Raw genomic sequence first — 21,130 nt, 5'->3', positions numbered from 1 at the left:
GAAAATGACTCATGACAGGTAAGCCGCCTTGTTCAGCTATTTCGGGGACTACCTAGCCTAGAATTAAGTAAGTCCAAAGCTACTGAAGGCAAATGGGAGAATGGTGCGATGGGACGTATGAGCGAGGGCTCGGACCTGTTGAAGTGCTCTTTCTGCGGAAAGAGTCAAAAGCAGGTTAAGAAGCTGATTGCCGGGCACGGCGTCTACATCTGCACCGAGTGCATTGAGTTGTGCAATGAGATCATTGCCGAAGAATTTGCCGAAGAGCAAGTCAATGAGGAATTCTCCCTGCCCAAGCCGCGTGAGATCTTCGATTCGCTGCAGGAATACGTGATCGGCCAGGAGAATGCCAAGCGCGCCCTCTCCGTCGCCGTATACAACCACTACAAGCGGATCCATGGCAACCAGGAGCCTGCTCCGGTAGCCGCCCTGACCAACGACGACCCGCTGGGCGACGTCGAGGTCTCGAAATCCAACATCATGCTCATCGGCCCTACCGGTTGCGGCAAGACCTACCTCGCCCAGTCGCTGGCCAAGAAGCTTAACGTGCCGTTCGCCGTCGCCGACGCCACCAGCCTGACCGAGGCCGGATATGTGGGCGAAGACGTCGAGAACATCCTGCTCAAGCTCATCCAGGCCGCGGACTACGACGTCAAGAAGGCCGAAACCGGCATCATCTACATCGACGAAATCGACAAGATCTCCCGCAAGAGCGAGAACCCGTCGATTACCCGCGACGTCTCGGGCGAGGGCGTGCAGCAGGCCCTGCTGAAGATCCTCGAAGGCACGGTCGCAGCGGTACCGCCGCAGGGCGGGCGCAAGCATCCGCACCAGGATTTCCTGCAGCTGGACACCACCAACATCCTGTTCATCGTTGCCGGCGCCTTCGCGGGCCTGGAAGAGATCATCTCCTCGCGAGCAGGTCGCAAGGGCATCGGCTTCGGCGCCCCGTTGACCGCGCTGAAGTCCGAGGTGGCCTCGTACTCCGACGTGCGGCCGGAAGACCTGCTGAAATTCGGCCTGATTCCGGAGTTTATCGGCCGCCTGCCGGTCATCACCACCGTCGAGCACCTCGACCGCGATGCGCTGGTGCGCGTGCTGACCGAGCCGAAGAACGCACTGGTCAAGCAGTACCAGAAGATGTTCCAGATGGACGGGGTGCAGCTGAGCTTCGAACAGCCGGCACTCGACGCCATCGCGGAACTGGCCATCGAACGCGAGACCGGAGCGCGCGGCCTGCGCGCCATCCTGGAAGAAACCCTGGCCGGGATCATGTTCGACCTGCCGAGCCGCGAGGACGTCGCCGAGGTCGTTGTGACCCGCGAAACCGTCATGGACGGCGCCGAACCAACCCTGCTGTCGCACGCAGTGGTGGCCAAGCGCAACAAGAAGTCCGCATAGTTCAGCCCATCATCAGCCTGCCGGGTTCCGGCAGTTCACCCTAGGAAAGTTGGTAGTTCATGGCTTCGCGTCAGCATGTCGATTTCTGGTTTGACCCAATCTGCCCGTTCGCCTGGGCGACGAGCCGCTGGATCAAGGAAGTCGAAAAGGTCCGCGACATCGAGGTTTTCTGGAATGTCATGAGTCTCTCGGTGCTGAACGAAGGACGCGACCTGCCTGCCGACTACCGCGCGAAGATGGACGACTCGTGGGGCCCGGTCCGGGTCATCATGAAGGCCGCGCAGGAGCACGGCGACCAGGTCAAGGACCAGCTCTACACCGCCATGGGCGAGCTCTTCCACTACGAGAACCTGACCGACCGCGACGAAGTCATTGCGAAGGCACTGCAGCAGACTGGCCTGCCGGCCGAGCTCGCTGCAGCAGCCCACACCGATCAGAACGACGACGCGCTGCGCGCCAGCCATGAAGTCGGCATCAGCAAGGTCGGCCAGGACGTTGGAACCCCGATCGTCGCCGTCGACGGGGTTGCCTTCTTCGGACCTGTCATCACCCGGGTTCCGAAGGGCGAAGAAGCCGGCAAGATGTTCGACGCGGCCGCCCAGTTGGCCGCCTTCCCGTACTTCTTCGAACTCAAGCGCTCGCGCACCGAAAGCCCGGTGTTCGACTAATTTATGCAGCTGCTTCAGGGACGTTCTGCTACGGAACGTCCCTGAAGCATTTAACCCGTCCGATCCATACCGATCACACAGGCAATGCCCGACGCGAAAACACAGAGGATTGCTAAGGTGGTGTAGTCAGGGCCGATTTTGGCCGGCTCCAGGAAGGACAAACCGTGCCTGAAACAATTTTCCGCTGGCGATCCGTCGCCGCGGGCGTAGTCTTGATCATCGGCCTGGTGCTCGCGCCGATCTCAATCGCCGGCTTGTGGGCGACCAAGTACGTGACCAACACCGACGGTTTCACCCAGACTCTGGCGCCGCTGGGCAAGAATCCGCAGCTGCAGGAGAATGTCTCCGGACAGATCTCCCAAGCGATTTCCAACCAGCTGCAGCTTGAAGAACGCATTGATTCGCTGACCGGCGACGGGTTCATCTCGAAGCTGGTGCCCAGCGGCCAGATCGCCGAAAAGGTGGACGGCATCGTCGGCGGCGCCGTGCACAACCTGGTGCAATCCAATCAGTTCGCCTCGTTGTGGGAATCCACCCTGCGCGCAAGCCATGCGAAAACCGTGGCGTTCCTCTCCGGCAACAGCGCCTCCGTGGCCCTTGACGACGCGGGCGCCCTGACCTTCCAGCTCAGCGACGTGCTCGGCGAAGTAGTGTCCTCGCTGACGAACCTGGGCATCCCGGGGCTCGGCGCGGTGACGAATCTCGAGTGGGATGTGCAGATCATCCAAAGCGACGCGCTGCCGGCCGTGCAGCGGGCCTACACGCTCATCGAAACCTACGGGCCCTGGCTGGTCTACGTTTCCGCGGGCTTGCTTATCGCCGCGGTCATCCTCAATCCGCGCTACGTGACCCGCGCGCTGATCGGCCTGGGGCTGGTGACCGGAGTCAGCGCCCTGGCCATGGCGACCCTGATTGCCGACTACACGGGGGAGCACCTGTTCTCGAATCTCGACCCCGCGGTCGCCGACCTGATCTACCACCAGGCCACCGGGTCGCTGACCGGCGCCCTGACCACAGTTGCAGTGGTTGCGGGAATCCTGGGCGCGGCCTCCTGGCCGATCTCCACGATCCTGCGCCGGCGGCAGGGGACGCAGCGGGAGCAAGTCAGCCGGACCCTGGCCGGACAGTAGCAGCAGGCAAAACAAACGGCGGGCCGCCAGGGAAAAATTCCTGGCGGCCCGCCGTTTATTCTTACGGAGCCTAGGCTTCTTCGACCGGCGCCAACTCGACGTTGGCGACGGTCAGTTCACCGTCGGCCTCCACGAGGGTCAGCTCGCGGGCGTTGGCCGCGGACTTCAGGTCCTCGAAGCCTGCGCGCAGCTGAGCGATCTGTGCAGCCGGAGCATGCACCTCGCCGGAGAGCACCTCGGTGCGCTGCTTGACCTTCGCGTCCGACTTGGCCTTGCGGATGCCTGACAGGGCGGTGCCCACCAGCGGCAGCACCTCTGCGTCCGCATCGGCAATCGCCGCGGCCAGGTGGCCGGTGGTCGGCCACTGGGCCTGGTGCACCGAACCGGCACGCCACCAGCCCCAGACCTCTTCGGTCGCGAACGGCAGGAACGGGGCGAACAAACGCAGCACCGAATCCAAGGTGGTGGCCAAGGTGGCCAGCACGCTGGCCTGCTGCGCTTCGCCGTGTCCGCCGTAGGCGCGGTCCTTGACCAGTTCCACGTAGTCGTCGGTGAACGACCAGAAGAAGGACTCGGTGATGTCCAGGGCACGGGCGTAGTCGTAGTTCTCGAACGCACGCTGGGCGTCGCCGATCACCGTCGACAGGCGGGTCAGCAGCGAGTGGTCCAGGCCGTTGATGACCACGGAGGCGTCATCGGTCAGCACGTTGGCCTCGGTGGCGCCCAGGTTCAGCACGAACTTCGACGCGTTCAGGATCTTGATGGCCAGGCGGCGGCCGATCTTCATCTGGTTGATCTCATACGCGGTGTCCGCGCCGAGCTTCGCGCTGGCGGCCCAGTAGCGGACGGCGTCCGCGCCGAACTTGTCCAGCACGTCGTTCGGGACCACCACATTGCCCTTGGACTTGGACATCTTCTTGCGGTCCGGATCCAGGATCCAGCCGGAGATCGCGGCGTGCTTCCACGGGATGTCGCCGTGCAGCGCATCGGCGCGGACCGCGGTGGAGAACAGCCAGGTGCGGATGATGTCGTGGCCCTGCGGGCGCAGGTCGAACGGGTAGACCTTCGAGAAGAACTCGTCGTCGCGGCCCCAGCGGCCGACAATCTGCGGGGTCAGCGAGCTGGTGGCCCAGGTGTCCAGCACGTCGGCGTCGCCGATGAAGCCATTGGCCTGACCGCGCTGCGCCTCGGTGTAGCCTGCCGGGGCGTCGGCGGCCGGGTCGACCGGCAGCTGCGAGACCTCGGGCAGGATCGGGGCGTCGTAGTTCGGCTCGCCGTGCTCGTCGACCGGGTACCAGACCGGCACCGGCACGCCGAAGAAGCGCTGGCGGGAGACCAGCCAGTCGCCGTTCAGGCCGGAAACCCAGTTCTCGTAGCGCGAGCGCATGAAGGACGGGTGGAAGTCGATCTGCTGGCCGCGCTCGATCATGCGGGCGCGGCGGTCCTCGTCGCGGCCGCCGTTGCGGATGTACCACTGGCGCGAGGTGACGATTTCCAGGGGCTTGTCGCCCTTTTCGAAGAAGTTCACCGGGCGGGAGATCTTCTTCGGCTCGCCGTCCAGCAGGCCCGCCTCGGTCAGCAGCTCGACCATGGCCTCCTTGGCGGAGAACGAGGTCTTGCCTGCGATCTTGGCGTAGGTTTCCTTGCCTGCCTCGGAGGTGATCCATTCCGGGGTGTCGGCCAGGATGCGGCCGTCGCGGCCGATGATCGGACGGGTCGGCAGCTGCAGCTCGCGCCACCAGGTCACGTCGGTCAAGTCGCCGAAGGTGCAGACCATCGCGATGCCCGAACCCTTGTCGGCCTGGGCCAGCGGGTGCGGGTAGACGGTGACCGGAACGCCGAACAGCGGAGAGGTGACGGTCTTGCCGAACAGGTGCTGGTAGCGCTCGTCATCAGGGTGCGCGACCAGGCCGGCGCAGGCCGCCAGCAGCTCGGGGCGGGTGGTCTCGATGAAGACCTGCTCGCCGGACTCGGTGGTGAACCCGTAGCGGTAGTAGGCGCCGGGCATCTCGCGGTCCTCGAGCTCGGCCTGGGCCACTGCGGTGCGGAAGGTGACGTCCCACAGGGTCGGGGCCTCGGCCATGTAGGCGTCGCCCTTGGCCAGGTTCTCCAGGAAGCCGCGCTGCGACACCGCACGCGAGTTGTCATCGATGGTGCGGTAGGTCATGCGCCAGTCAACGGACAGGCCCAGGGTGGTGAACAGCTGCTCGAAGACCTTCTCGTCCTCGACGGCCAGCTCTTCGCAGATCTCGATGAAGTTCTTGCGGCCGATGACATCCCAGTCGCGCTGGTTCTTCGCCGGCTTCTCCGGCGGGCGGTAGCCCTCGATGTACGGCTTGGTCGGGTCGCAGCGGACGCCGAAGTAGTTCTGCACGCGGCGCTCGGTCGGCAAGCCGTTATCGTCCCAACCCATCGGGTAGAACACGTTCTTGCCGTTCATGCGCTGGTAGCGGGCCAGCACGTCGGTCTGCGTGTAGGAGAACATGTGTCCTACGTGCAGCGAACCGGACGCGGTCGGCGGGGGAGTGTCGATGGAGTAGACGGCCTCGCGGGTCGTGTCCTCGTTGAAGTGATAGGTGCCCTCGGTGCGCCACCGGGACGAGAGACGTTCTTCCAAGCCTTCCAAAGCCGGCTTGTCAGGAACGGAAACCGTTGCGGGCGTGTCTGTGCCCAAGTTTTCTTCTGCCATGGCTTCATTCTTTCACGTTTTATCCGGGCCGCGCTCATCCGTGTCCATGGTTTGCCCCACGTCGGACGGGCGAGGGGCGGGAACCGACAAGCTTGCCTGCATGCCCATAGGCAGCGCCGCGCGCACGGCGTACCATCGGTTCCATGAGCGAGCATCGCGCCCCCGTGATTCCGCCGCCGGTCGTTGTTGCCGCCGCCCTCGCGGCCCAGCGCCGGTTGGCCGGTCGACGCCGTGGCGGCCCGGTGTCCACCACGGCCGCCGGGGTGCTGCTGGCCGCCAGCGCTGGCATTTCGGTGTGGGCGGATCTCGGGTTCGGCGCCGCCAAGACCTCCATCAACCCCCTGCATCCCGAGAAGAGCAGCACGCTGGTCGTCTCCGGCGCGAATTCCATCAGCCGCAACCCGATGTATCTGGGTATGGTGGGCGCGGTGACAGCCCATGCGCTGTGGCGTGGTTCGGCGCGTGCACTGCTACCGGCGCTGGGCCTGGCACTCTGGCTGGACCGCTTGCAGATCCCCGCCGAGGAGGAAGCGCTGCAGGCCACCTTCGGCCAGGCCTATGCGGACTACACGAACCGCGTCCCGCGCTGGATCCAGCTGCCTTCCACCCTCATCTGGCTGGCCAGCCGCGACCGGTTGCGCACCGCCGGCTGAATCCCGTACCGGCCGCAAGCCGCGTGATTCGGGTGTCCGCGGATCATATGATGTGGGTATGGCACCTTTCACCGGCCTGTCTGGGCACGAACTGTTCATCTTCGGCTACGGATCGCTTGTCTCATCCGCTTCGGTTTCACGCACGCTCCGGCGCGAGATCCAGCAGCAGCACATGCCGCTGGCACTGCTGCACGGCTTCGCGCGCGACTGGGAAATCAGGGTGCCCATCGTCTTCGACGACGGCCACGCCTGCAACGGCCAATTCCTGGACATCAGCCCGCAGCCCGATGCGACAGTCAACGGCGTGCTGATCCCGGTCACCGAAGGGGAACTGGAGATGCTCAGCCGCCGCGAGGCGCAATACGACGCCGTCGAGGTCGGCGCCCGGATCCAGCCGGCCCTGGCACCCGGTGCCAAGGTCCTCGCCTTCCAGGGCCGCCACGAATTCCGCCGGGACACCCCGCAGGTGGCCAGCTACCGTCCCTACAGCTACCGATCCCTGGTCGAAACAGCCGTGCTCAGCCGCGGGGAGGACTTCCTGGCCCAGTTCCATGCCATGACGAAACCCGCAACGGTCAACGAGTACCAGGGCGGCTACCGTTTCGCCGATCCTGCCCAGGAACTCGCCGCCCGGCCGCTGGCCGGCTGAGGAAAGAAAAATTCACGGCTTACCTCGGGTTCGGCGCGAAGTTCTAAACTAAACCCATGACTATTTGGGAAAACACCTCGTCCAACCGTTCGGCCGTCGTCACCGGGGCATCCTCCGGCATCGGGCAGGCCACCGTCCGCGCACTGCGTGCGCAGGGATGGACAGTCTTCGCCGTGGCCCGCCGCGCGGAACGCCTGGAAGCGCTCGCCCAGGAAACCGGCGCCATCGCCATTCCCGCAGACGTCAGCAACCAGACCGACGTCGACTCGCTGGCTCTGGCCGTGGCCGAGCACGGGGGAGCTGACACCCTAATCAACGTGGCCGGCGGCGCCCGCGGCACCGACTACTGGGCCGACGCGGTGGACGAGGACTGGGAGTTCATGCTGCAGTCAAATGTCATGGGAACCATGCGGCTGACCCGCGCCCTGCTGCCCTCGCTGCGCAAGGTGCACGGCACCGTCCTGAACCTGACCTCCACCGCAGCCTTGGCCAGCTATGAAGGCGGCAGCGGCTACAACGCGGCCAAGGCCGCGCAGAGCGCCATGACCCAGGCCCTGCGCCTGGAGGAGGTGGAGCACGGCATCCGCGTCATCGAGGTGCTTCCCGGCCTGGTGCAGACCGAGGAATTCTCGCTGCGCCGGCTGGGCAACCAGCAGGCGGCGGACAACGTCTATGCAGGGGTCGAACAGCCGCTCACCGCCGACGACGTGGCCGAGGTGATCCGCTACGCGGTCAGCGCCCCGGCCCACGTGAACCTGGACCAGATCGTCATCCGTCCGCAGGCCCAGGCCGCCAACCACAAGCTGATCCGCACGGGCAACTAGCAGCCCGCCGTTTCTGGCAAGGAGCCACCATGAGCAGCACTCCCGAGGTCATCCACGTGGTGGCCGCCTCCCACGGAACCGACAACCCCGACGGCCAGCGGCTGATCAACCACCTGCGCGGCCAGCTCGAAGTGCTGGCCGCCGGCTGGCTGCCCGAGCTGCGCTGGCACGAGGCCTATGTGGACGTGCAGCGCCCTTCCCTGCCCGAGGTCCTCGACGGCCTGCCCGCCGGCGAGCCTGCCGTGGTGCTGCCGCTGCTGGTGGCCGACGGCGTGCACACCACGCAGGATGTCGCCCAGGCCGTCGCCTCCCGGGAGCACACCGTCGCCGCTAAGCCGCTGGGCCCGCTGCCGCAGCTCGCCAGGGCGCTCGCGCAGCGCGCCCAGGGTCACCTGGATGACAACCCGCAGGTGATCCTGGCCGCGGCCGGGACGCGGCTGGAAGTCGGCCAGCGGCAGGTCGTCGAGCTCGCCGGGCAGCTCGGGAACCTGCTGGAGCGCGAAGTCCAGGTGGCCTACTGCGCCGGGGCGCAGCCGAACGTCCTGCAGGCTGTCGCCGAGGCGGGCACCCGCCCGGTGCTGCTGCTCAGCGTCCTGCTGGCCGACGGCTACTTCCAGGACAAGCTGGCTAGCACGGGAGCCGCGGTGGTGACAAGGCCGCTGTTGCCGGACGTAACGATCGCAGAATGTTTCCTCGTGCGACTGAAATCTGCGCTTGAAACCGCCGGTTTCATGACGCCGCATGACGAAGTTCGACCTCTCTAGGCCTCGCGTGTTCATGTGACATCCGGCGGTTGCCAGCGCCCGGGGGCGGTTTTCTACGCTGGATCACATGACGCAGACAACCACACCGGCCCGGCCCCAGCGGGCGGCCAAGCCCAATGGCCAATGGAAGATCGACGGCACCACCCCGCTGAACGCGAACGAGGAAATGAAGGCCGCGGACAACGGCCTGAACGTCCGGGCGCGGATCGAAGAGATCTACGCCGTGCAGGGCTTCGATTCAATCGATCCCGAGGACCTGCACGGCCGCTTCCGCTGGTGGGGCCTGTACACCCAGCGCGCCCAGGGCATCCCGGGCGGAAAGACCGCCACGCTGAGCCCCGAAGAGCTCGAAGACCGCTACTTCATGCTGCGGGTGCGCATCGACGGCGGCGCGCTGACCACGCAGCAGCTGCGGGTGATCGGGGGCATCTCCACCGACTTCGCCCGCGACACCGCAGACTTCACCGACCGCCAGAACATCCAGCTGCACTGGGTTGACGTGGTGGACGTGCCGGAAATCTGGCGCCGGCTGGAATCCGTCGGACTGCACACCACCGAGGCCTGCGGCGACGTGCCGCGCGTCATCCTCGGTTCCCCGGTCGCGGGCATCGCCGCCGAGGAGATCATCGACCCGAGCCCGGTCATCGCCGAGATCTCCCGCCGCTACATCGGCAACCCGGAGTTCGCGAATCTGCCGCGCAAGTTCAAGACCGCCATCTCCGGGCACCCCAGCCAGGACGTCGTGCACGAAATCAACGACATCGCGCTGATCGGCATCGAGCACCCGCAGCTGGGCCCGGGCTACGACCTCTGGGTGGGCGGCGGACTGTCCTCCAACCCGCGGCTGGGCGAACGCCTGGGCGCCTTTGTCACCCAGGAGCAGGCCCCGGACGTCTGGGAGGGCGTGACCTCCATCTTCCGCGACTACGGCTACCGCCGGCTGCGCAACCGGGCCCGGCTGAAGTTCCTGCTGGCCGACTGGGGAACCGAGAAGTTCCGCCAGGTCCTTGAGGAGGAATACCTGGGCTACGCGCTGCCGGACATCGGACCCGGCCCGCAGCCTGCCACCGCCGGGGACCACTCGGGGGTGCACCCGCAGAAGGACGGCAAGTTCTTCATCGGGCTCACCGCGGAAGCCGGACGCTCCTCCGGCACCACGCTGACCGCCCTGGCCGACCTGCTCGAAGCCCACGGCTCCACCCGGCTGCGCACCACCCCGCACCAGAAGGTCATCGCCCTGGACATCGCCGAGGAGCAGGTCAAGGACTTCGTGGGCGGCGCCCGCACGCTGGGCCTGGAAGCCTATCCGGGGCTGCTTCGCCGCTCGGCCATCGCCTGCACCGGCATCGAATACTGCAAGCTGGCCATCGTGGACACCAAGAACACCACCATCGACGCGGTGCGCGAGATCGAATCCCGGCTCGCCGACCACAACGGCAAGCTGCCCAAGGCGTTGTCCCTGCACGTGAACGGCTGCCCGAACTCCTGCGCCCGGGTGCAGACCGCCGACCTGGGTTTCAAGGGCCAGCTGATCACCAACGACGCCGGGGAACAGGTTTCCGGGTTCCAGGTGCACCTGGGCGGCACGCTGGCCGGGTTCGAGAACGGCGAAGCCACCCTGGGCCGCACCGTGCGCGGCCTGAAGGTCGCCGCCCACGAGCTGCCCGACTACGTCGAACGCGTGGTGAAGAACTACTCCGCCCTGGCCGAAGACGGCGAATCCTTCGCCGCCTGGGCGCACCGGGCCGCCGAGGAGGACCTGTCATGAGCACCCGAACCCTGAAGACCGAGGACGAGCTGCGCGCCATCGCCGCGCTCGGAGCCACGGAGCTGGGCTGGGACGCCGGCGCCGCGCAGGTGGTCGAGTTCGCCGCCCGCCACCTGGAGGTGTCCGAGATCGCGGTGGCCTGCTCCATGGCCGACGCGGTGCTGCCGCACCTGGTCGCCCGGCAGCTGCCCGGGGTGGACGTGCTCTTCCTGGACACCGGCTACCACTTCACCGAAACACGCATCACCCGCGACGAGGTCGCCGAAAGGCTTCCGGTCAGAGTGGTGGACGTGCTGCCCGAACTCACCGTGGCGCAACAGGACGAAGAATACGGCAAGGACCTGTTCGCCCGCGACGCGGCCGCCTGCTGCAAGCTGCGCAAGATGGACCCGCTGAAGCGTGCCCTGTCCGGCTACGGCGCCTGGTTCACCGGAGTCCGCCGCGACGAGGCCCCCACCCGCAGCAACACCCCGCTGGTGTCCTTCGACGAAACCCATGGGCTGCTCAAGTTCAACCCGGTGGCGACCTGGAGCTTCGATCAGCTGATCGGCTACGCCACCGAACACCAGGTCCCGGTGAACCTGCTGCTGGCCCACGGCTACCCGTCCATCGGCTGCGAGCCCTGCACCCGGCCCGTCGCCGAGGGAGAGGACCCGCGCGCCGGACGCTGGGCCGGCCTGTCCAAAACCGAATGCGGCATCCACATCTAACTTTTGAAGGACCTCCCCATGAGCCTCACCGCTACCGCCCCGACCGGCACCCAGCGCAGCGTCCTGGACGCCCTGGAAGCCGAATCCATCCATATCATCCGCGAGGTGCTCGCCGAATTCGAGAAGCCCGGACTGCTCTTCTCCGGAGGCAAGGACTCCGTGGTGGTGCTTCACCTGCTGGCCAAGGCCGTCTACCCGGGCCGCGTGCCGATCCCCGTGGTGCACATCGACACCGGCCACAACTTCGGCGAGGTGCTGAACTTCCGCGATGCCGTGGTCGAGAAATACGGCCTGAACCTGGTGGTCGGCTCCGTGCAGGAGTACATCGACCGCGGCGAGCTGGCCGAACTGCCCGACGGCACCCGCAACCGGCTGCAGACCCGGGTGCTGCTTGACACCATCGAATCCAACGGCTTCGACGTGGTCTTCGGCGGGGCCCGCCGCGACGAGGACAAGGCCCGCGCCAAGGAGCGCATCCTGTCCCTGCGCGACGAGTTCGGCGTCTGGGATCCGCGCAACCAGCGCCCGGAAATCTGGAACCTGTACAACGGCCGCCACGAGCCTGGCTGGCACGTGCGCGCCTTCCCGATCTCCAACTGGACCGAACGGGACATCTGGGCCTACATCCAGCGCGAGAACATCGCGCTTCCCTCCATCTACTTCGCCCACCAGCGCCAGGTCTTCGAACGCGACGGCATGTGGCGGGCGGTCACCGCGGTCAGCCAGCCCGAACCGGCCGAACAGGTCGTTGTCCGCCAGGTGCGCTACCGCACCGTGGGGGATGCCAGCTGCACCGGCGCGGTGCTTTCCGCCGCTGACACCGTGGAGAAGGTGCTGGACGAGCTGGCCGTGGCCACGCTGACCGAACGCGGCGCCACCCGCGCCGACGACAGAATTTCCGCCGCGGGCATGGAAGACCGCAAGACCGAAGGGTACTTCTAAGATGACCACCACACTTTTGCGCATCGCCACCGCTGGATCCGTGGACGACGGCAAGTCCACGCTCGTGGGACGGCTGCTGCACGACGCCAAGGCCATCCTCGCCGACTCGCTGGACGACCTGGCCCGCACCAGCGCCGAACGCGGCTTCGGCGGACAGGCCGGCGCACTGGACCTGGCGCTGGTCACCGACGGGCTGCGCGCCGAACGCGAACAGGGCATCACCATCGACGTGGCCTACCGCTACTTCTCCACCGCCCGCCGATCCTTCATCCTGGCCGACTGCCCGGGCCACGTGCAATACACCCGCAACACCGTCACCGGCGCCTCCACCGCCGATGCCGCCATCGTGCTGGTGGACGCCCGCCACGGGGTGCTTGAGCAGACCCGCCGCCACCTGGGGGTGCTCGCCCTGCTGCGGGTGCCGCAGCTGGTGCTCGCGGTCAACAAGATGGACCTGGTCGACTGGGACGAGCAGCGTTTCAGCGCCATCGAAACCGAGGTGCTGGACCTGGCCGGGCAACTGGGCCTGCAGGCCGCCACCGTCATCCCGGTCAGCGCGCTGCACGGGGACAACGTGGTGGATCCCTCCGCCCACAGCCACTGGTACGCCGGGCCCACCCTGCTCGGGCTGCTCGAAGAGCTGGCTCCGGGGCGCCCCGCCGGGACCGCCCGGCTGGACGTGCAGTACGTGATCCGCCCGCAGGGAGCGCTGGCTCCAGGCCTGGACCCGGAAGCGTACCGCGACTTCCGCGGCTATGCAGGCACCCTGGCCGACGGCAGCCTTTCGGTGGGAGAGACGGTGGGCATCCTGTCCAACGGCTACCCGGCCACCAGCCGGGTCAAGGCCATCGGCACCCCGTCCGGGCCGGTGGGCACCGCGCAGCCGGGGGAGGCGATCGTGCTTGAACTGGAGGACGAGGTGGACATCGCCCGCGGGGACACCGTGGTGGCAGGTCAGCTGCCGCAGGCGGTGCGCGAATTCGACGCCGAGGTGTGCATCCTGGCCCCGGCCACGCTGGCCGAGGGGCAGCGGGTGCTGCTCAAGCACGGCACCAAGGTCGCCGCCGCGAAGATCGGGCCGATCAGCCACGTGCTCGACGTCGCCGACTACTCGCACCGGCAGGCCGACACCCTGGGGCTCAACGACCTGGGACGGCTCACGGTGCGCAGCTCCGCGGCCCTGAGCCCTGCCGACTACAGCGATTCGCGCACCGGCGGCAGCTTCTTGCTCATCGAACCGGCCACCGGGCGCACCCTGGCCGCCGGGATCATCGGAGCCGGGCATGCAGCCGCCTGAGCAGCCGGCCGCCGGACGCACCCGGCTGACCGCGCACGCCCCGCGCGCCAACCGGCGCGGTAGGGCCTTCGGGGCAGCCGCGGCGGGGCTGCTGGCGGTGGCCGCGGTGCTCACCGCCTTCGTCCCGGCCCCGGCCAAGAATGCCGGCACGGCCGCCGACCAGGGACCGGCCGCCACCTTGCGCCTGGGCTACTTCGCGAACGCCACCCACGCCCCGGCGCTGGTGGCCGAAGCCAAGGGCATCCTGGACAAGGCAGTGGGCGCGGACGGCACCACGGTGGAAACCCAAATCTTCAACGCGGGCCCCGCGGCCATCGAGGCGCTGAACTCCGGGGCCATCGACGCGGCCTACCTGGGTCCCAGCCCTGCGCTGAACAGCTACCTGTCCAGCGGGGGGACCTCGCTGCGCGTCATCGCCGGGGCCGCCTCCGGCGGGGCCAGCCTGGTTGTCTCCAAGGACATCACCGAGGTGTCCCAGCTGGCCGGCACCGAACTTGCCACCCCGCAGTACGGCGGCACCCAGGACGTGGCGTTGCGCAGCTTCCTGAAGGAGCGGGGCCTGGATGAGTCGGTCACCGTCACCCCGAGCACCAACGGCACCGTGCCGCAGCTGTTCGCCCGCGGCTCCATCGACGGGGCCTGGCTGCCCGAACCGCACGCCTCGCTGCTGGTCAAGCAGTACGGGGCGCACCGCCTGGTCAACGAGGCGCAGTTGTGGCCGGAAGGCAAGTTCCCGACCACGGTGCTGGTGGCTTCGCAGGAGTTCATCACCAAGCACCCGGACACCGTGCGGGAGCTGGTGCAGGCCAACGCGCAGGCCATCAACTGGCTGAACACCACCGGAGAGCAGCAGAAGCTTCACACCGTGCAGCAGGCCCTGGCCGCGCACGGCGGCGGCACCCTGTCCGATGAGGTGATCTCCGCGGCGCTGGACCAGATCAGCTTCGATGAAACGCCGCTGAGCGGAACCTTCGACACCCTGGTGGCCCATGCGGCCGCGGTGGGCATCGGGGAACCGGGCAGCACGCAGGGCCTGGTGGATGACTCCTTCGCCGCCGGGGAGGGGAAGTAATGGGAGTGCAGCTGAACGAGGTGTCCCTGAGCTACCCGGGCACCGGGCTGGTCATCGACAGGCTCAGCGCCCGCATCGAGGACGGCGAATTCATCGCCGTGCTCGGCGCCTCGGGCTGCGGCAAGTCCTCGCTGCTGAACCTGATCGCCGGGCTGCTGGCCCCCACCGAGGGCTGGCTGGACGTCCCGGACGACGGGGCGGCGTTCATGTTCCAGGATTCGAACCTGCTGCCCTGGCTGAGCGCGGGCCGCAACGTGGAGCTGGCGCTGAAGCTGGCCGGGCATCCGAAGGACACCCGGCAGGCACGGGTGGACCAGCTGCTGGAGCTGGTCCAGCTGGGGCACGCGGTGCACAAGAAGCCGCACGAGCTCTCCGGCGGCATGCGCCAGCGTGTGGCGCTGGCCCGGGCGCTGGCCCAGGACCGGCAGGTGCTGCTGATGGACGAGCCCTTCGCGGCCCTGGACGCCATCACCCGCGACCTGCTGCACGAGGAACTGCGCTCGCTGTGGGAGCAGACGGGCAAAACCATCATCTTCGTGACGCACAACGTGCGCGAGGCCATCCGCCTCTCCGGGCGCATTCTGGTCCTCTCCTCCCATCCCGGACGCATCCTGGAAACCCGGAGAATCACCGAGGACCTGCGCCGCAACCCGGCGCAGTCGGCCGCCCTGGCCGACGAACTGACCACCATTCTGCGAAAGGAGCAGCGCAAGCATGAGCGCACTGACGCAAACTAGGGCCGCCGCCGCGGTCCGCCCGGCCGCCGTGCTGCGCCGCCGCGGGCGCGCCGATGCGCTTATCGCCCCGCTGATCACCCTGGTGGTGCTGGTCAGCCTGTGGCAGATCGCCGCCTGGGCTTCGCCGCTGCGCGAGGACCTGTTCCCCGGCCCGGCGGCCGTGGCCGCCAAGCTGCCCGAGCTGCTGGCCGACGGGACCCTGCTTTCCGCGGTGGGCACCTCGCTGTTCCGGGCGCTGTCGGGCTTCGCGATCGCGGTGCTGGTCGCCACCCCGGCGGCCCTGCTGCTGGCCCACCTGCCGCTGCTGCGCAAGGGCCTGGGCCCGCTGGTCTCGGCCATGCAGGTGCTGCCCTCCATCGCCTGGGTGCCGGCGGCGATCATCCTCTTCGGGCTGAGCGACGCGACCATCTACACCGTGCTGCTGCTCGGGGCGATTCCCTCGATCATCAACGGACTGCTCTCGGGCATCGACATGATCCCCGCCCAGTACTCGGCCCTCTCCCGGGTGCTCGGTGCCAGCAGGCGCCAGCATATCGTGCATGTCGAGCTTCCCGCGGCGCTGCCCGGCTACGTGGCCGGGCTGCGCCAGGGCTGGGCTTTCGCCTGGCGCTCGCTGATGGCGGCGGAACTGATCGCGGTGGGCGGCTCACTCGCCCTGGGCGTCGGCTCGCTGCTGCAGCGCGGCCGGGATCTGGCCGACCTGCCCCTGGTGATGTTGGTCATACTGGTGATCCTGCTGGTGGGCGTGCTGATCGAACTACTGTGTTTTGCCCCGCTGGAACGCAAACTGCTGCGCGACCGCGGAATGACTCGAACTGGAGAAAACCATGGCTAACGGACATATCACCCTCATCGGCGGGGGACCGGGCGACCCGGAACTGATCACGGTCGCCGGCTACAAGGCCCTGCTCGCCGCGGACGTGGTGCTGGCAGACCGGCTCGGGCCGACCGAACTGCTTGCGGACCTGGCTGACGACGTGATCGTGGTGGACGTGGGCAAGGCCCCGGGCTGCCACGTGAAAACCCAGGACGAGATCAATGAATTGCTGGTCAAATACGCTTTGGAGGGAAAGAACGTGGTGCGCCTGAAGGGCGGGGACCCGTTCGTGCTGGGCCGCGGCGGCGAAGAGCTGCTCTATGCGGCCAAGTTCAACATCCCCACCCGGGTGATCCCCGGCATCACCAGCTCCATTTCGGTTCCGGCGGCCGCCGGCATCCCGGTGACCCACCGCGGGGTGGCCGCAGGTTTCACTGTGGTCAGCGGCCATACCGAGCTGGCGGACGTGCCCATCCGCAGCGACCACACCCTCGCCGTGCTGATGGGAGTCTCGAATTTGCCGAAAATTGTTGAGACATTGCTTACCCGCGGTTTACCGTCAAGTACGCCAATTGCGATAGTTGAGCGAGGTTACTCACAGACGCAGCGGACAACTATCGGTACGCTAGAAGGGATTGTAATGCGAGCCCGCAAGGCCGCAGTGGCGAATCCGGCCGTCATCGTGATTGGTGATGTCGTTCGGCTAGCCCCGGAAGCCTCCGACAGCCTGGCAGGCCTCCTGCCGCTAGAGAACGCCGACGTCCCTGCGGCGGCCACATTCGTTGACTAAGAAAGAGATGTTGTTTGATGAGTGAACTGATCGTCCCCGAGCACCTTTCGGCCCGCGCCCTGCGCGTGGCAATTGTCGGCGCCGGCCCGGCAGGCATCTATGCCGCTGATCTGCTCAACAAGAGCCAGCCGGTCTCCTCCGGCGCGCTGAGCCTGAAGGTAGACCTGTTCGACGAGCTGCCAACCCCGTTCGGCCTGATCCGCTACGGCGTGTCCCCGGACCACCCGCGTATCAAGGGCATCATCACCGCCCTGCACAAGGTGCTGGACAACGACTGGATCGACTTCTACGGAAACGTCGGACTGGGCCGTGACATCACCCTTGAGGACCTGCGTGCCCGCTACGACGCGATCATCATCGCCACCGGCGCCCAGAAGGACGCGGACCTGAACATTCCAGGCATCGACCTGGACGGTTCCTTCGGCGGCGCTGACTTCGTGTCCTGGTACGACGCCCACCCGGATGCAGACAAGGACTGGGACCTGTCGGCCCGCGAAGTCGCTGTCATCGGCAACGGCAACGTGGCGCTGGACGTGGCCCGCATCCTGTCCAAGCACGCCGACCAGCTGCTGGAAACCGAAATCCCCGCCCACATCTACGCGCAGCTGAACGACTCAGCCGTCACCGACGTGCACGTGTTCGGGCGCCGAGGCCCGGCCCAGGTGAAGTTCACCCCGCTGGAACTGCGCGAGCTGTCCCACTCCAAGGACGTGGACATCGTGCTGTACCCGGAGGACTTCGAATTCGACAAGGCCTCGGATGAGGCCATGAAGACCAACAACCAGACCAAGACCATGGTCTCCACGCTGACCAACTGGCTGATCGAGCAGGAAGAGCGCGAAGAAGCTCCAAGCGCTTCGCGCCGCCTGCACCTGCACTTCCTGCAGTCCCCGGTCGAGGTACTGGGCGAAGACGGCAAGGTGACCGGCCTGAAGGTCGAGCGCAACGAGCTGGACGGCAACGGCGGCGCCCGCGGCACCGGCGAATTCATCGAGTACCCGATCCAGGCGCTCTACCGCGCGGTGGGCTACTTCGGCTCGGCCGTCGGCGAGATCGAATACGACGGCGCCAAGGGTGTGCTGCCGAACGTCGAGGGCCGTGTCCTGGACGCAACCGGCACCCACGTGCCCGGCCTGTACGCCACCGGCTGGATCAAGCGCGGTCCGGTAGGCCTGATCGGCCACACCAAGGGCGACGCCCTGGAGACCATCAACCACCTCTTGGAGGACCTGGGCTCCCTGGCCCAGCCGTCCATCGAGCAGTCCATCGCGGATCTGCTGGACGAGCGCGGTGTGCAGTTCTCCGACTGGGATGGCTGGAAGTCCCTGGACGCGCACGAGAAGGAGCTGGGCGCTGCCGAAGGCACCGTGGCCACCCGCTTCGGCGACATCACCCGCGACCGCATCAAGGTTGTAGAGCGCGAAGACATGTTGGAATTCTCCCGCGCAAAAAAACTAGCTGAGAGTCTGTAAGCTCCACCCCAGACTCTGACATCTCAGGGATGGTCCCGCCGCACTGCCGGCGGGGCCATCCCTGGGTGTTTGTGCAGTGAACCGGTCCTGAGGGCGGTTCAGGCGAGCAGCGTGTCCCAGAGGTAGTCCTCGGACACCACTGGAATGCCGTAGTCCCGGGCCTTCTTGGCCTTGCCTGACAGGGAATCCGGATCCGCGGCCACCAGCAGGCTCACCTTCTTGGTGATGGCGCCATGCGGAACATAACCAGCGGCCCGGAGGTCCTCCTCGATCTGCGCGCGGGCCCGGGACATGTCCCCGGTGAGCACCACCAGAGATCCGGGAGCGAGTTTTCCGGCTGATGGCACCGCCTCAGCCGTGGCTAGTTCGATATCCGCAGGCGGTCTCAGCGCTCCCTGCACGCTTTGCTGCCCAAGCCCGAGCAGGCCGGCGACCGTCTTGAGATCCAGAAGTTCTTCCTCGGTCAGCGTGCCGTCGGCCCAGGCTGCGCGCACCAGCTGCTGGAAATACAGCTCGTGGAGTTCCAGCGCCCCGGCCCGGTCGAGTCCCAGCTCCGCGGCCAGCGAGATCAGCTGCTGTTCCTCGTGGGCCGACAAGTACCGGTCCATCAGCGCCCGGTCGAGGATCGCCAGGTAGTCGTCCTGGGCTTCGGTGCCGGTGAACTGGGGCAAGCGGGTGGTCAGCCGGTTCAGGAAGTGGCGGGCCGGTTCGGCGTCGGCGGCGGCCCGTCGCACAGGAATGATGCGCCCTCCCGGGGACGCCTTGATCCACGCCGATTGCGCCGCCCGGCCAAGGCGCAGATCCCATTCGGGATTCTGCTCATCGAGTTCCATGTAGCGCGAGAGCAGGACTGCGGTGGCGGCCGCGTCCCCGGCCGCGCTGTGGGCTTCCAGGAGCTCGATGCCGAAGGAATCGCAGCAGTCCTGCAGCGAGCGCCCGGCGCCGTGCAGGTACTGATGGGACATGCGCATGGTGCACAGCCCATGCTCTAGAAAGTGCCCCGGCACCGGCATGCCGGCCCGGCGGAACTCCGCGTCCAGGAACCGTGCATCGAAGGAGAGGTTGTGGGCCACCAGCACGGTGCCTGACAGCCGCCATGCCAGTTCTGCGGCCAGGTCGCTGAACGTCGGGGCACCGAGCAGATCACAGCTGCGGATTCCATGCAGCGACTGCTTGCCCAGGTCCCGCTGCGGGTTGACCAGCGTTTCCCAGCGGTCCAGCACTTCGCCGTCGCGGTTCATTCTCACGATGGCGATCTCCGCGATCCGGTCATGTCCGCCGGGGAACAGCCCGGTGGTCTCGGTGTCGAGGACGGAGAAGACTCCGCTGGCCATTTTCATATTTCCCCCTGTACTTTTCTCCGGCTGAATCCGGTAACTCCCATTCTGCCCACCGGATGCGCGTGGCTGAAACCCTGGGGTTCACATATGATCAGTTCACAGTCGCTTTTTCGTTCAGGTCGATCCCGACGCCCCAGGCCTCGGCATGAAATGGATGGTGTACCGTTTATGCGCAACGCTTTTCCTTCATCCCTGCGCCACCTCGCCGAGGGGACACGGCTGTATGGCCGGGACCAACCAGGGCAGATGGCGGCCATTCTCGCCCTGAGCATTTACCTTCCCTTGACCCTGCCGCTGCTGCGCGAGGGAGTCTGGATCGGCTTTTCCGCGTGGGTTGAAGCCGTGACGGTACCGGGTCCCGGGCTGATTCTGGCAGGCTATGCGGTGATTGTTGCCATCGTGATCGCGTTGGCCCTGGCAGCTCCGGGCCTGGCCGCCACTGCGCCGCTGGCGCCCTACCCTGTGGAGCGGCCGGTGAAGATCCGCATCCTGCACAATTGCCGGCTCTTCCTGGGCAGCATGATCGGTATGGGCGCGATCGGGGTGCTCTTTACTTCCGGCATTGAGCGCCTTGAACACATCGTCTGTGTTGCCATCGGCGCCCTGCTGCTGCAATTGGGCCATCTTGACGAGGTCAACGCGGCGCAGGCCGACGCCGTGCTTGGACTTCTGGGGGAAGAACCGCTGCAGGCCTACGACCAGTGGTATGCCAAGCAATGGGGGAGGCCAAGAGCCGGTGGACGGGTCCGCGCCCGGGCTTCGCTGGTTCGCCGCAAGCTCTGGATCATCGCGCTGATGATGCTGGTTCATCTGGGTGTGCTCGTGGCCTACATTGCGATTGTCCACGGAACCGCGGGCTTGGCCCGCCACTGGGCGACGGTGCTGTTCCTGTCCGCTGCCGCGTCGGTGGTGAACCTCTTGATCATCGACGCGGTCCTTATGACGCTGCTGGCGATACGGCACACCAGGGGGAGCCGTCACAGCAGATGGGTTTCGCATCCGGAAACGTATTTCGCGCTCATGGCCATGGGCGCCAAGGTCCTCGCCACCGCGGCCATGGCCGCGCTGCCGGCGCTGTGGATGAACGAAGAGAATCGGCAAACGTCGCTGGCGTACCTGCTCTTCCTTGGCATTGAATTGCTCCTGGTTTTTGTGCTGGTGCTGCTGCTAGTTCGCAGATGGCTTGCACCGGGCAGCTTGCCTCCGCAGCCGCTGGGACGATACGACGGCGATGCGATGGAGGTGCTGCTCAAGAAGCGGGCGGCCCGGGACCGCGCAGCCATCCGCGGGGCGGTTGCCTACCGAAGGCATTATGCCGCCGCCATGGCATGGGGCAAGTCTTCCTGAGCCGAACAAACGCCGCGGCCGTTCCCGGCTGAATCGGGGGAACGGCCGCGGCGTTATTTA

General features: G+C 66.8%; 19 protein-coding genes. 17 read left to right on the top strand and 2 right to left on the bottom strand.

Annotation, left to right across the window (positions count from 1 at the left end; all coding sequences use genetic code 11):
* The first annotated feature begins 108 nt into the window (after positions 1-108).
* The 3 genes from clpX (at position 109) to RF641_RS08305 (ending at position 3,199) form a co-directional block, all read left to right on the top strand.
* Positions 109-1,401, top strand: a complete 1,293-nt coding sequence (gene clpX / locus RF641_RS08315; protein ID WP_047119305.1) for an ATP-dependent Clp protease ATP-binding subunit ClpX — start codon at positions 109-111, stop codon at positions 1,399-1,401.
* A gap of 59 nt (positions 1,402-1,460) precedes the next feature.
* Entirely contained in the window at positions 1,461-2,069 is a 609-nt protein-coding gene (locus tag RF641_RS08310; protein WP_120989315.1) for a mycothiol-dependent nitroreductase Rv2466c family protein, read from the top strand.
* 164 nt (positions 2,070-2,233) lie between these two features.
* Entirely contained in the window at positions 2,234-3,199 is a 966-nt protein-coding gene (locus RF641_RS08305) for a hypothetical protein (protein ID WP_424572958.1), read from the top strand.
* 70 nt (positions 3,200-3,269) lie between these two features.
* Here the strand turns inward: RF641_RS08305 and valS are convergent, their stop codons facing one another.
* Positions 3,270-5,888, bottom strand: a complete 2,619-nt coding sequence (gene valS, locus RF641_RS08300) for a valine--tRNA ligase (RefSeq protein ID WP_047119302.1) — start codon at positions 5,886-5,888, stop codon at positions 3,270-3,272.
* Between the two features lie 143 nt (positions 5,889-6,031).
* On the opposite strand from valS, the gene RF641_RS08295 reads away from it, so the two are divergent.
* The 13 genes from RF641_RS08295 to RF641_RS08235 all read left to right on the top strand — a co-directional run bounded on the left by RF641_RS08295 (position 6,032) and on the right by RF641_RS08235 (position 18,383).
* On the top strand, positions 6,032-6,541 hold the full coding sequence (locus tag RF641_RS08295) for a methyltransferase family protein (RefSeq protein WP_113606366.1): 510 nt from the start codon (positions 6,032-6,034) through the stop codon (positions 6,539-6,541).
* A 58-nt stretch (positions 6,542-6,599) separates the two neighbouring features.
* Positions 6,600-7,190, top strand: coding sequence for a gamma-glutamylcyclotransferase family protein (locus RF641_RS08290; RefSeq protein WP_113606365.1), 591 nt, complete (start codon positions 6,600-6,602; stop codon positions 7,188-7,190).
* Between the two features lie 56 nt (positions 7,191-7,246).
* Positions 7,247-8,014 (top strand): SDR family oxidoreductase, encoded by a 768-nt coding sequence (locus RF641_RS08285; RefSeq protein ID WP_047119299.1) that lies wholly within the window; start codon positions 7,247-7,249, stop codon positions 8,012-8,014.
* Between the two features lie 29 nt (positions 8,015-8,043).
* Positions 8,044-8,778 (top strand): sirohydrochlorin chelatase, encoded by a 735-nt coding sequence (locus RF641_RS08280; protein WP_424572957.1) that lies wholly within the window; start codon positions 8,044-8,046, stop codon positions 8,776-8,778.
* Between the two features lie 67 nt (positions 8,779-8,845).
* Positions 8,846-10,546, top strand: a complete 1,701-nt coding sequence (locus RF641_RS08275; protein ID WP_424572956.1) for a nitrite/sulfite reductase — start codon at positions 8,846-8,848, stop codon at positions 10,544-10,546.
* Positions 10,543-11,256: a phosphoadenylyl-sulfate reductase gene (locus tag RF641_RS08270; RefSeq protein ID WP_120989321.1), complete on the top strand. Its 714-nt coding sequence runs from the start codon at positions 10,543-10,545 to the stop codon at positions 11,254-11,256. The genes RF641_RS08275 and RF641_RS08270 overlap by 4 nt, the downstream gene beginning before the upstream one ends.
* An 18-nt stretch (positions 11,257-11,274) precedes the next feature.
* Positions 11,275-12,198, top strand: coding sequence for a sulfate adenylyltransferase subunit CysD (gene cysD / locus RF641_RS08265; RefSeq protein ID WP_047119295.1), 924 nt, complete (start codon positions 11,275-11,277; stop codon positions 12,196-12,198).
* Position 12,199: 1 nt separating this feature from the next.
* A complete protein-coding gene (locus RF641_RS08260; RefSeq protein WP_424572955.1) occupies positions 12,200-13,495 on the top strand; it encodes a sulfate adenylyltransferase subunit 1 in 1,296 nt (431 codons plus the stop codon).
* Positions 13,482-14,567: an ABC transporter substrate-binding protein gene (locus RF641_RS08255; protein ID WP_424572954.1), complete on the top strand. Its 1,086-nt coding sequence runs from the start codon at positions 13,482-13,484 to the stop codon at positions 14,565-14,567. Before RF641_RS08260 ends, RF641_RS08255 begins: the two co-directional genes overlap by 14 nt.
* Entirely contained in the window at positions 14,567-15,304 is a 738-nt protein-coding gene (locus RF641_RS08250; RefSeq protein WP_047119293.1) for an ABC transporter ATP-binding protein, read from the top strand. Before RF641_RS08255 ends, RF641_RS08250 begins: the two co-directional genes overlap by 1 nt.
* Positions 15,282-16,139, top strand: coding sequence for an ABC transporter permease (locus RF641_RS08245; RefSeq protein ID WP_424572953.1), 858 nt, complete (start codon positions 15,282-15,284; stop codon positions 16,137-16,139). The genes RF641_RS08250 and RF641_RS08245 overlap by 23 nt, the downstream gene beginning before the upstream one ends.
* The gene (cobA, locus tag RF641_RS08240; protein WP_047119291.1) at positions 16,132-16,911 is read left to right on the top strand and encodes a uroporphyrinogen-III C-methyltransferase; all 780 of its coding nucleotides are present in this window, start codon (positions 16,132-16,134) and stop codon (positions 16,909-16,911) included. The genes RF641_RS08245 and cobA overlap by 8 nt, the downstream gene beginning before the upstream one ends.
* Positions 16,912-16,928: 17 nt before the next feature.
* Positions 16,929-18,383 (top strand): FAD-dependent oxidoreductase, encoded by a 1,455-nt coding sequence (locus RF641_RS08235; RefSeq protein WP_424572952.1) that lies wholly within the window; start codon positions 16,929-16,931, stop codon positions 18,381-18,383.
* A gap of 98 nt (positions 18,384-18,481) precedes the next feature.
* On the opposite strand, the gene RF641_RS08230 is transcribed toward RF641_RS08235, so the two are convergent.
* Complete coding sequence (locus RF641_RS08230) at positions 18,482-19,723, bottom strand: exonuclease domain-containing protein (protein ID WP_244910780.1); 1,242 nt, start codon at positions 19,721-19,723, stop codon at positions 18,482-18,484.
* A 246-nt stretch (positions 19,724-19,969) separates the two neighbouring features.
* Between RF641_RS08230 and RF641_RS08225 the strand changes: the two genes are divergently transcribed.
* The gene (locus tag RF641_RS08225; protein ID WP_424572951.1) at positions 19,970-21,070 is read left to right on the top strand and encodes a hypothetical protein; all 1,101 of its coding nucleotides are present in this window, start codon (positions 19,970-19,972) and stop codon (positions 21,068-21,070) included.
* Positions 21,071-21,130: the final 60 nt, after the last annotated feature.

This window comes from Arthrobacter sp. 'calajunan', assembly GCF_046940185.1.
Taxonomy (GTDB): domain Bacteria; phylum Actinomycetota; class Actinomycetes; order Actinomycetales; family Micrococcaceae; genus Glutamicibacter; species Glutamicibacter soli.
The sequence above is the reverse complement of the archived record's forward strand: the minus strand, read 5'-3'. Positions and strand labels throughout refer to the sequence as shown.

Bases quoted from the DNA above. Each gene is read 5' to 3' on its own strand.
- RF641_RS08245 (WP_424572953.1), top strand. From the start codon at position 15,282: ATGAGCGCACTGACGCAAACTAGGGCCGCCGCCGCGGTCCGCCCGGCC.
- RF641_RS08275 (WP_424572956.1), top strand. From the start codon at position 8,846: ATGACGCAGACAACCACACCGGCCCGGCCCCAGCGGGCGGCCAAGCCC.
- RF641_RS08230 (WP_244910780.1), bottom strand. From the start codon at position 19,723: ATGAAAATGGCCAGCGGAGTCTTCTCCGTCCTCGACACCGAGACCACC.
- RF641_RS08250 (WP_047119293.1), top strand. From the start codon at position 14,567: ATGGGAGTGCAGCTGAACGAGGTGTCCCTGAGCTACCCGGGCACCGGG.
- RF641_RS08255 (WP_424572954.1), top strand. From the start codon at position 13,482: ATGCAGCCGCCTGAGCAGCCGGCCGCCGGACGCACCCGGCTGACCGCG.
- clpX (WP_047119305.1), top strand. From the start codon at position 109: ATGGGACGTATGAGCGAGGGCTCGGACCTGTTGAAGTGCTCTTTCTGC.
- RF641_RS08310 (WP_120989315.1), top strand. From the start codon at position 1,461: ATGGCTTCGCGTCAGCATGTCGATTTCTGGTTTGACCCAATCTGCCCG.
- RF641_RS08280 (WP_424572957.1), top strand. From the start codon at position 8,044: ATGAGCAGCACTCCCGAGGTCATCCACGTGGTGGCCGCCTCCCACGGA.
- valS (WP_047119302.1), bottom strand. From the start codon at position 5,888: ATGGCAGAAGAAAACTTGGGCACAGACACGCCCGCAACGGTTTCCGTT.
- RF641_RS08235 (WP_424572952.1), top strand. From the start codon at position 16,929: ATGAGTGAACTGATCGTCCCCGAGCACCTTTCGGCCCGCGCCCTGCGC.
- RF641_RS08295 (WP_113606366.1), top strand. From the start codon at position 6,032: ATGAGCGAGCATCGCGCCCCCGTGATTCCGCCGCCGGTCGTTGTTGCC.
- RF641_RS08225 (WP_424572951.1), top strand. From the start codon at position 19,970: ATGGCGGCCATTCTCGCCCTGAGCATTTACCTTCCCTTGACCCTGCCG.
- RF641_RS08260 (WP_424572955.1), top strand. From the start codon at position 12,200: ATGACCACCACACTTTTGCGCATCGCCACCGCTGGATCCGTGGACGAC.
- RF641_RS08290 (WP_113606365.1), top strand. From the start codon at position 6,600: ATGGCACCTTTCACCGGCCTGTCTGGGCACGAACTGTTCATCTTCGGC.
- RF641_RS08285 (WP_047119299.1), top strand. From the start codon at position 7,247: ATGACTATTTGGGAAAACACCTCGTCCAACCGTTCGGCCGTCGTCACC.
- cobA (WP_047119291.1), top strand. From the start codon at position 16,132: ATGGCTAACGGACATATCACCCTCATCGGCGGGGGACCGGGCGACCCG.
- cysD (WP_047119295.1), top strand. From the start codon at position 11,275: ATGAGCCTCACCGCTACCGCCCCGACCGGCACCCAGCGCAGCGTCCTG.
- RF641_RS08270 (WP_120989321.1), top strand. From the start codon at position 10,543: ATGAGCACCCGAACCCTGAAGACCGAGGACGAGCTGCGCGCCATCGCC.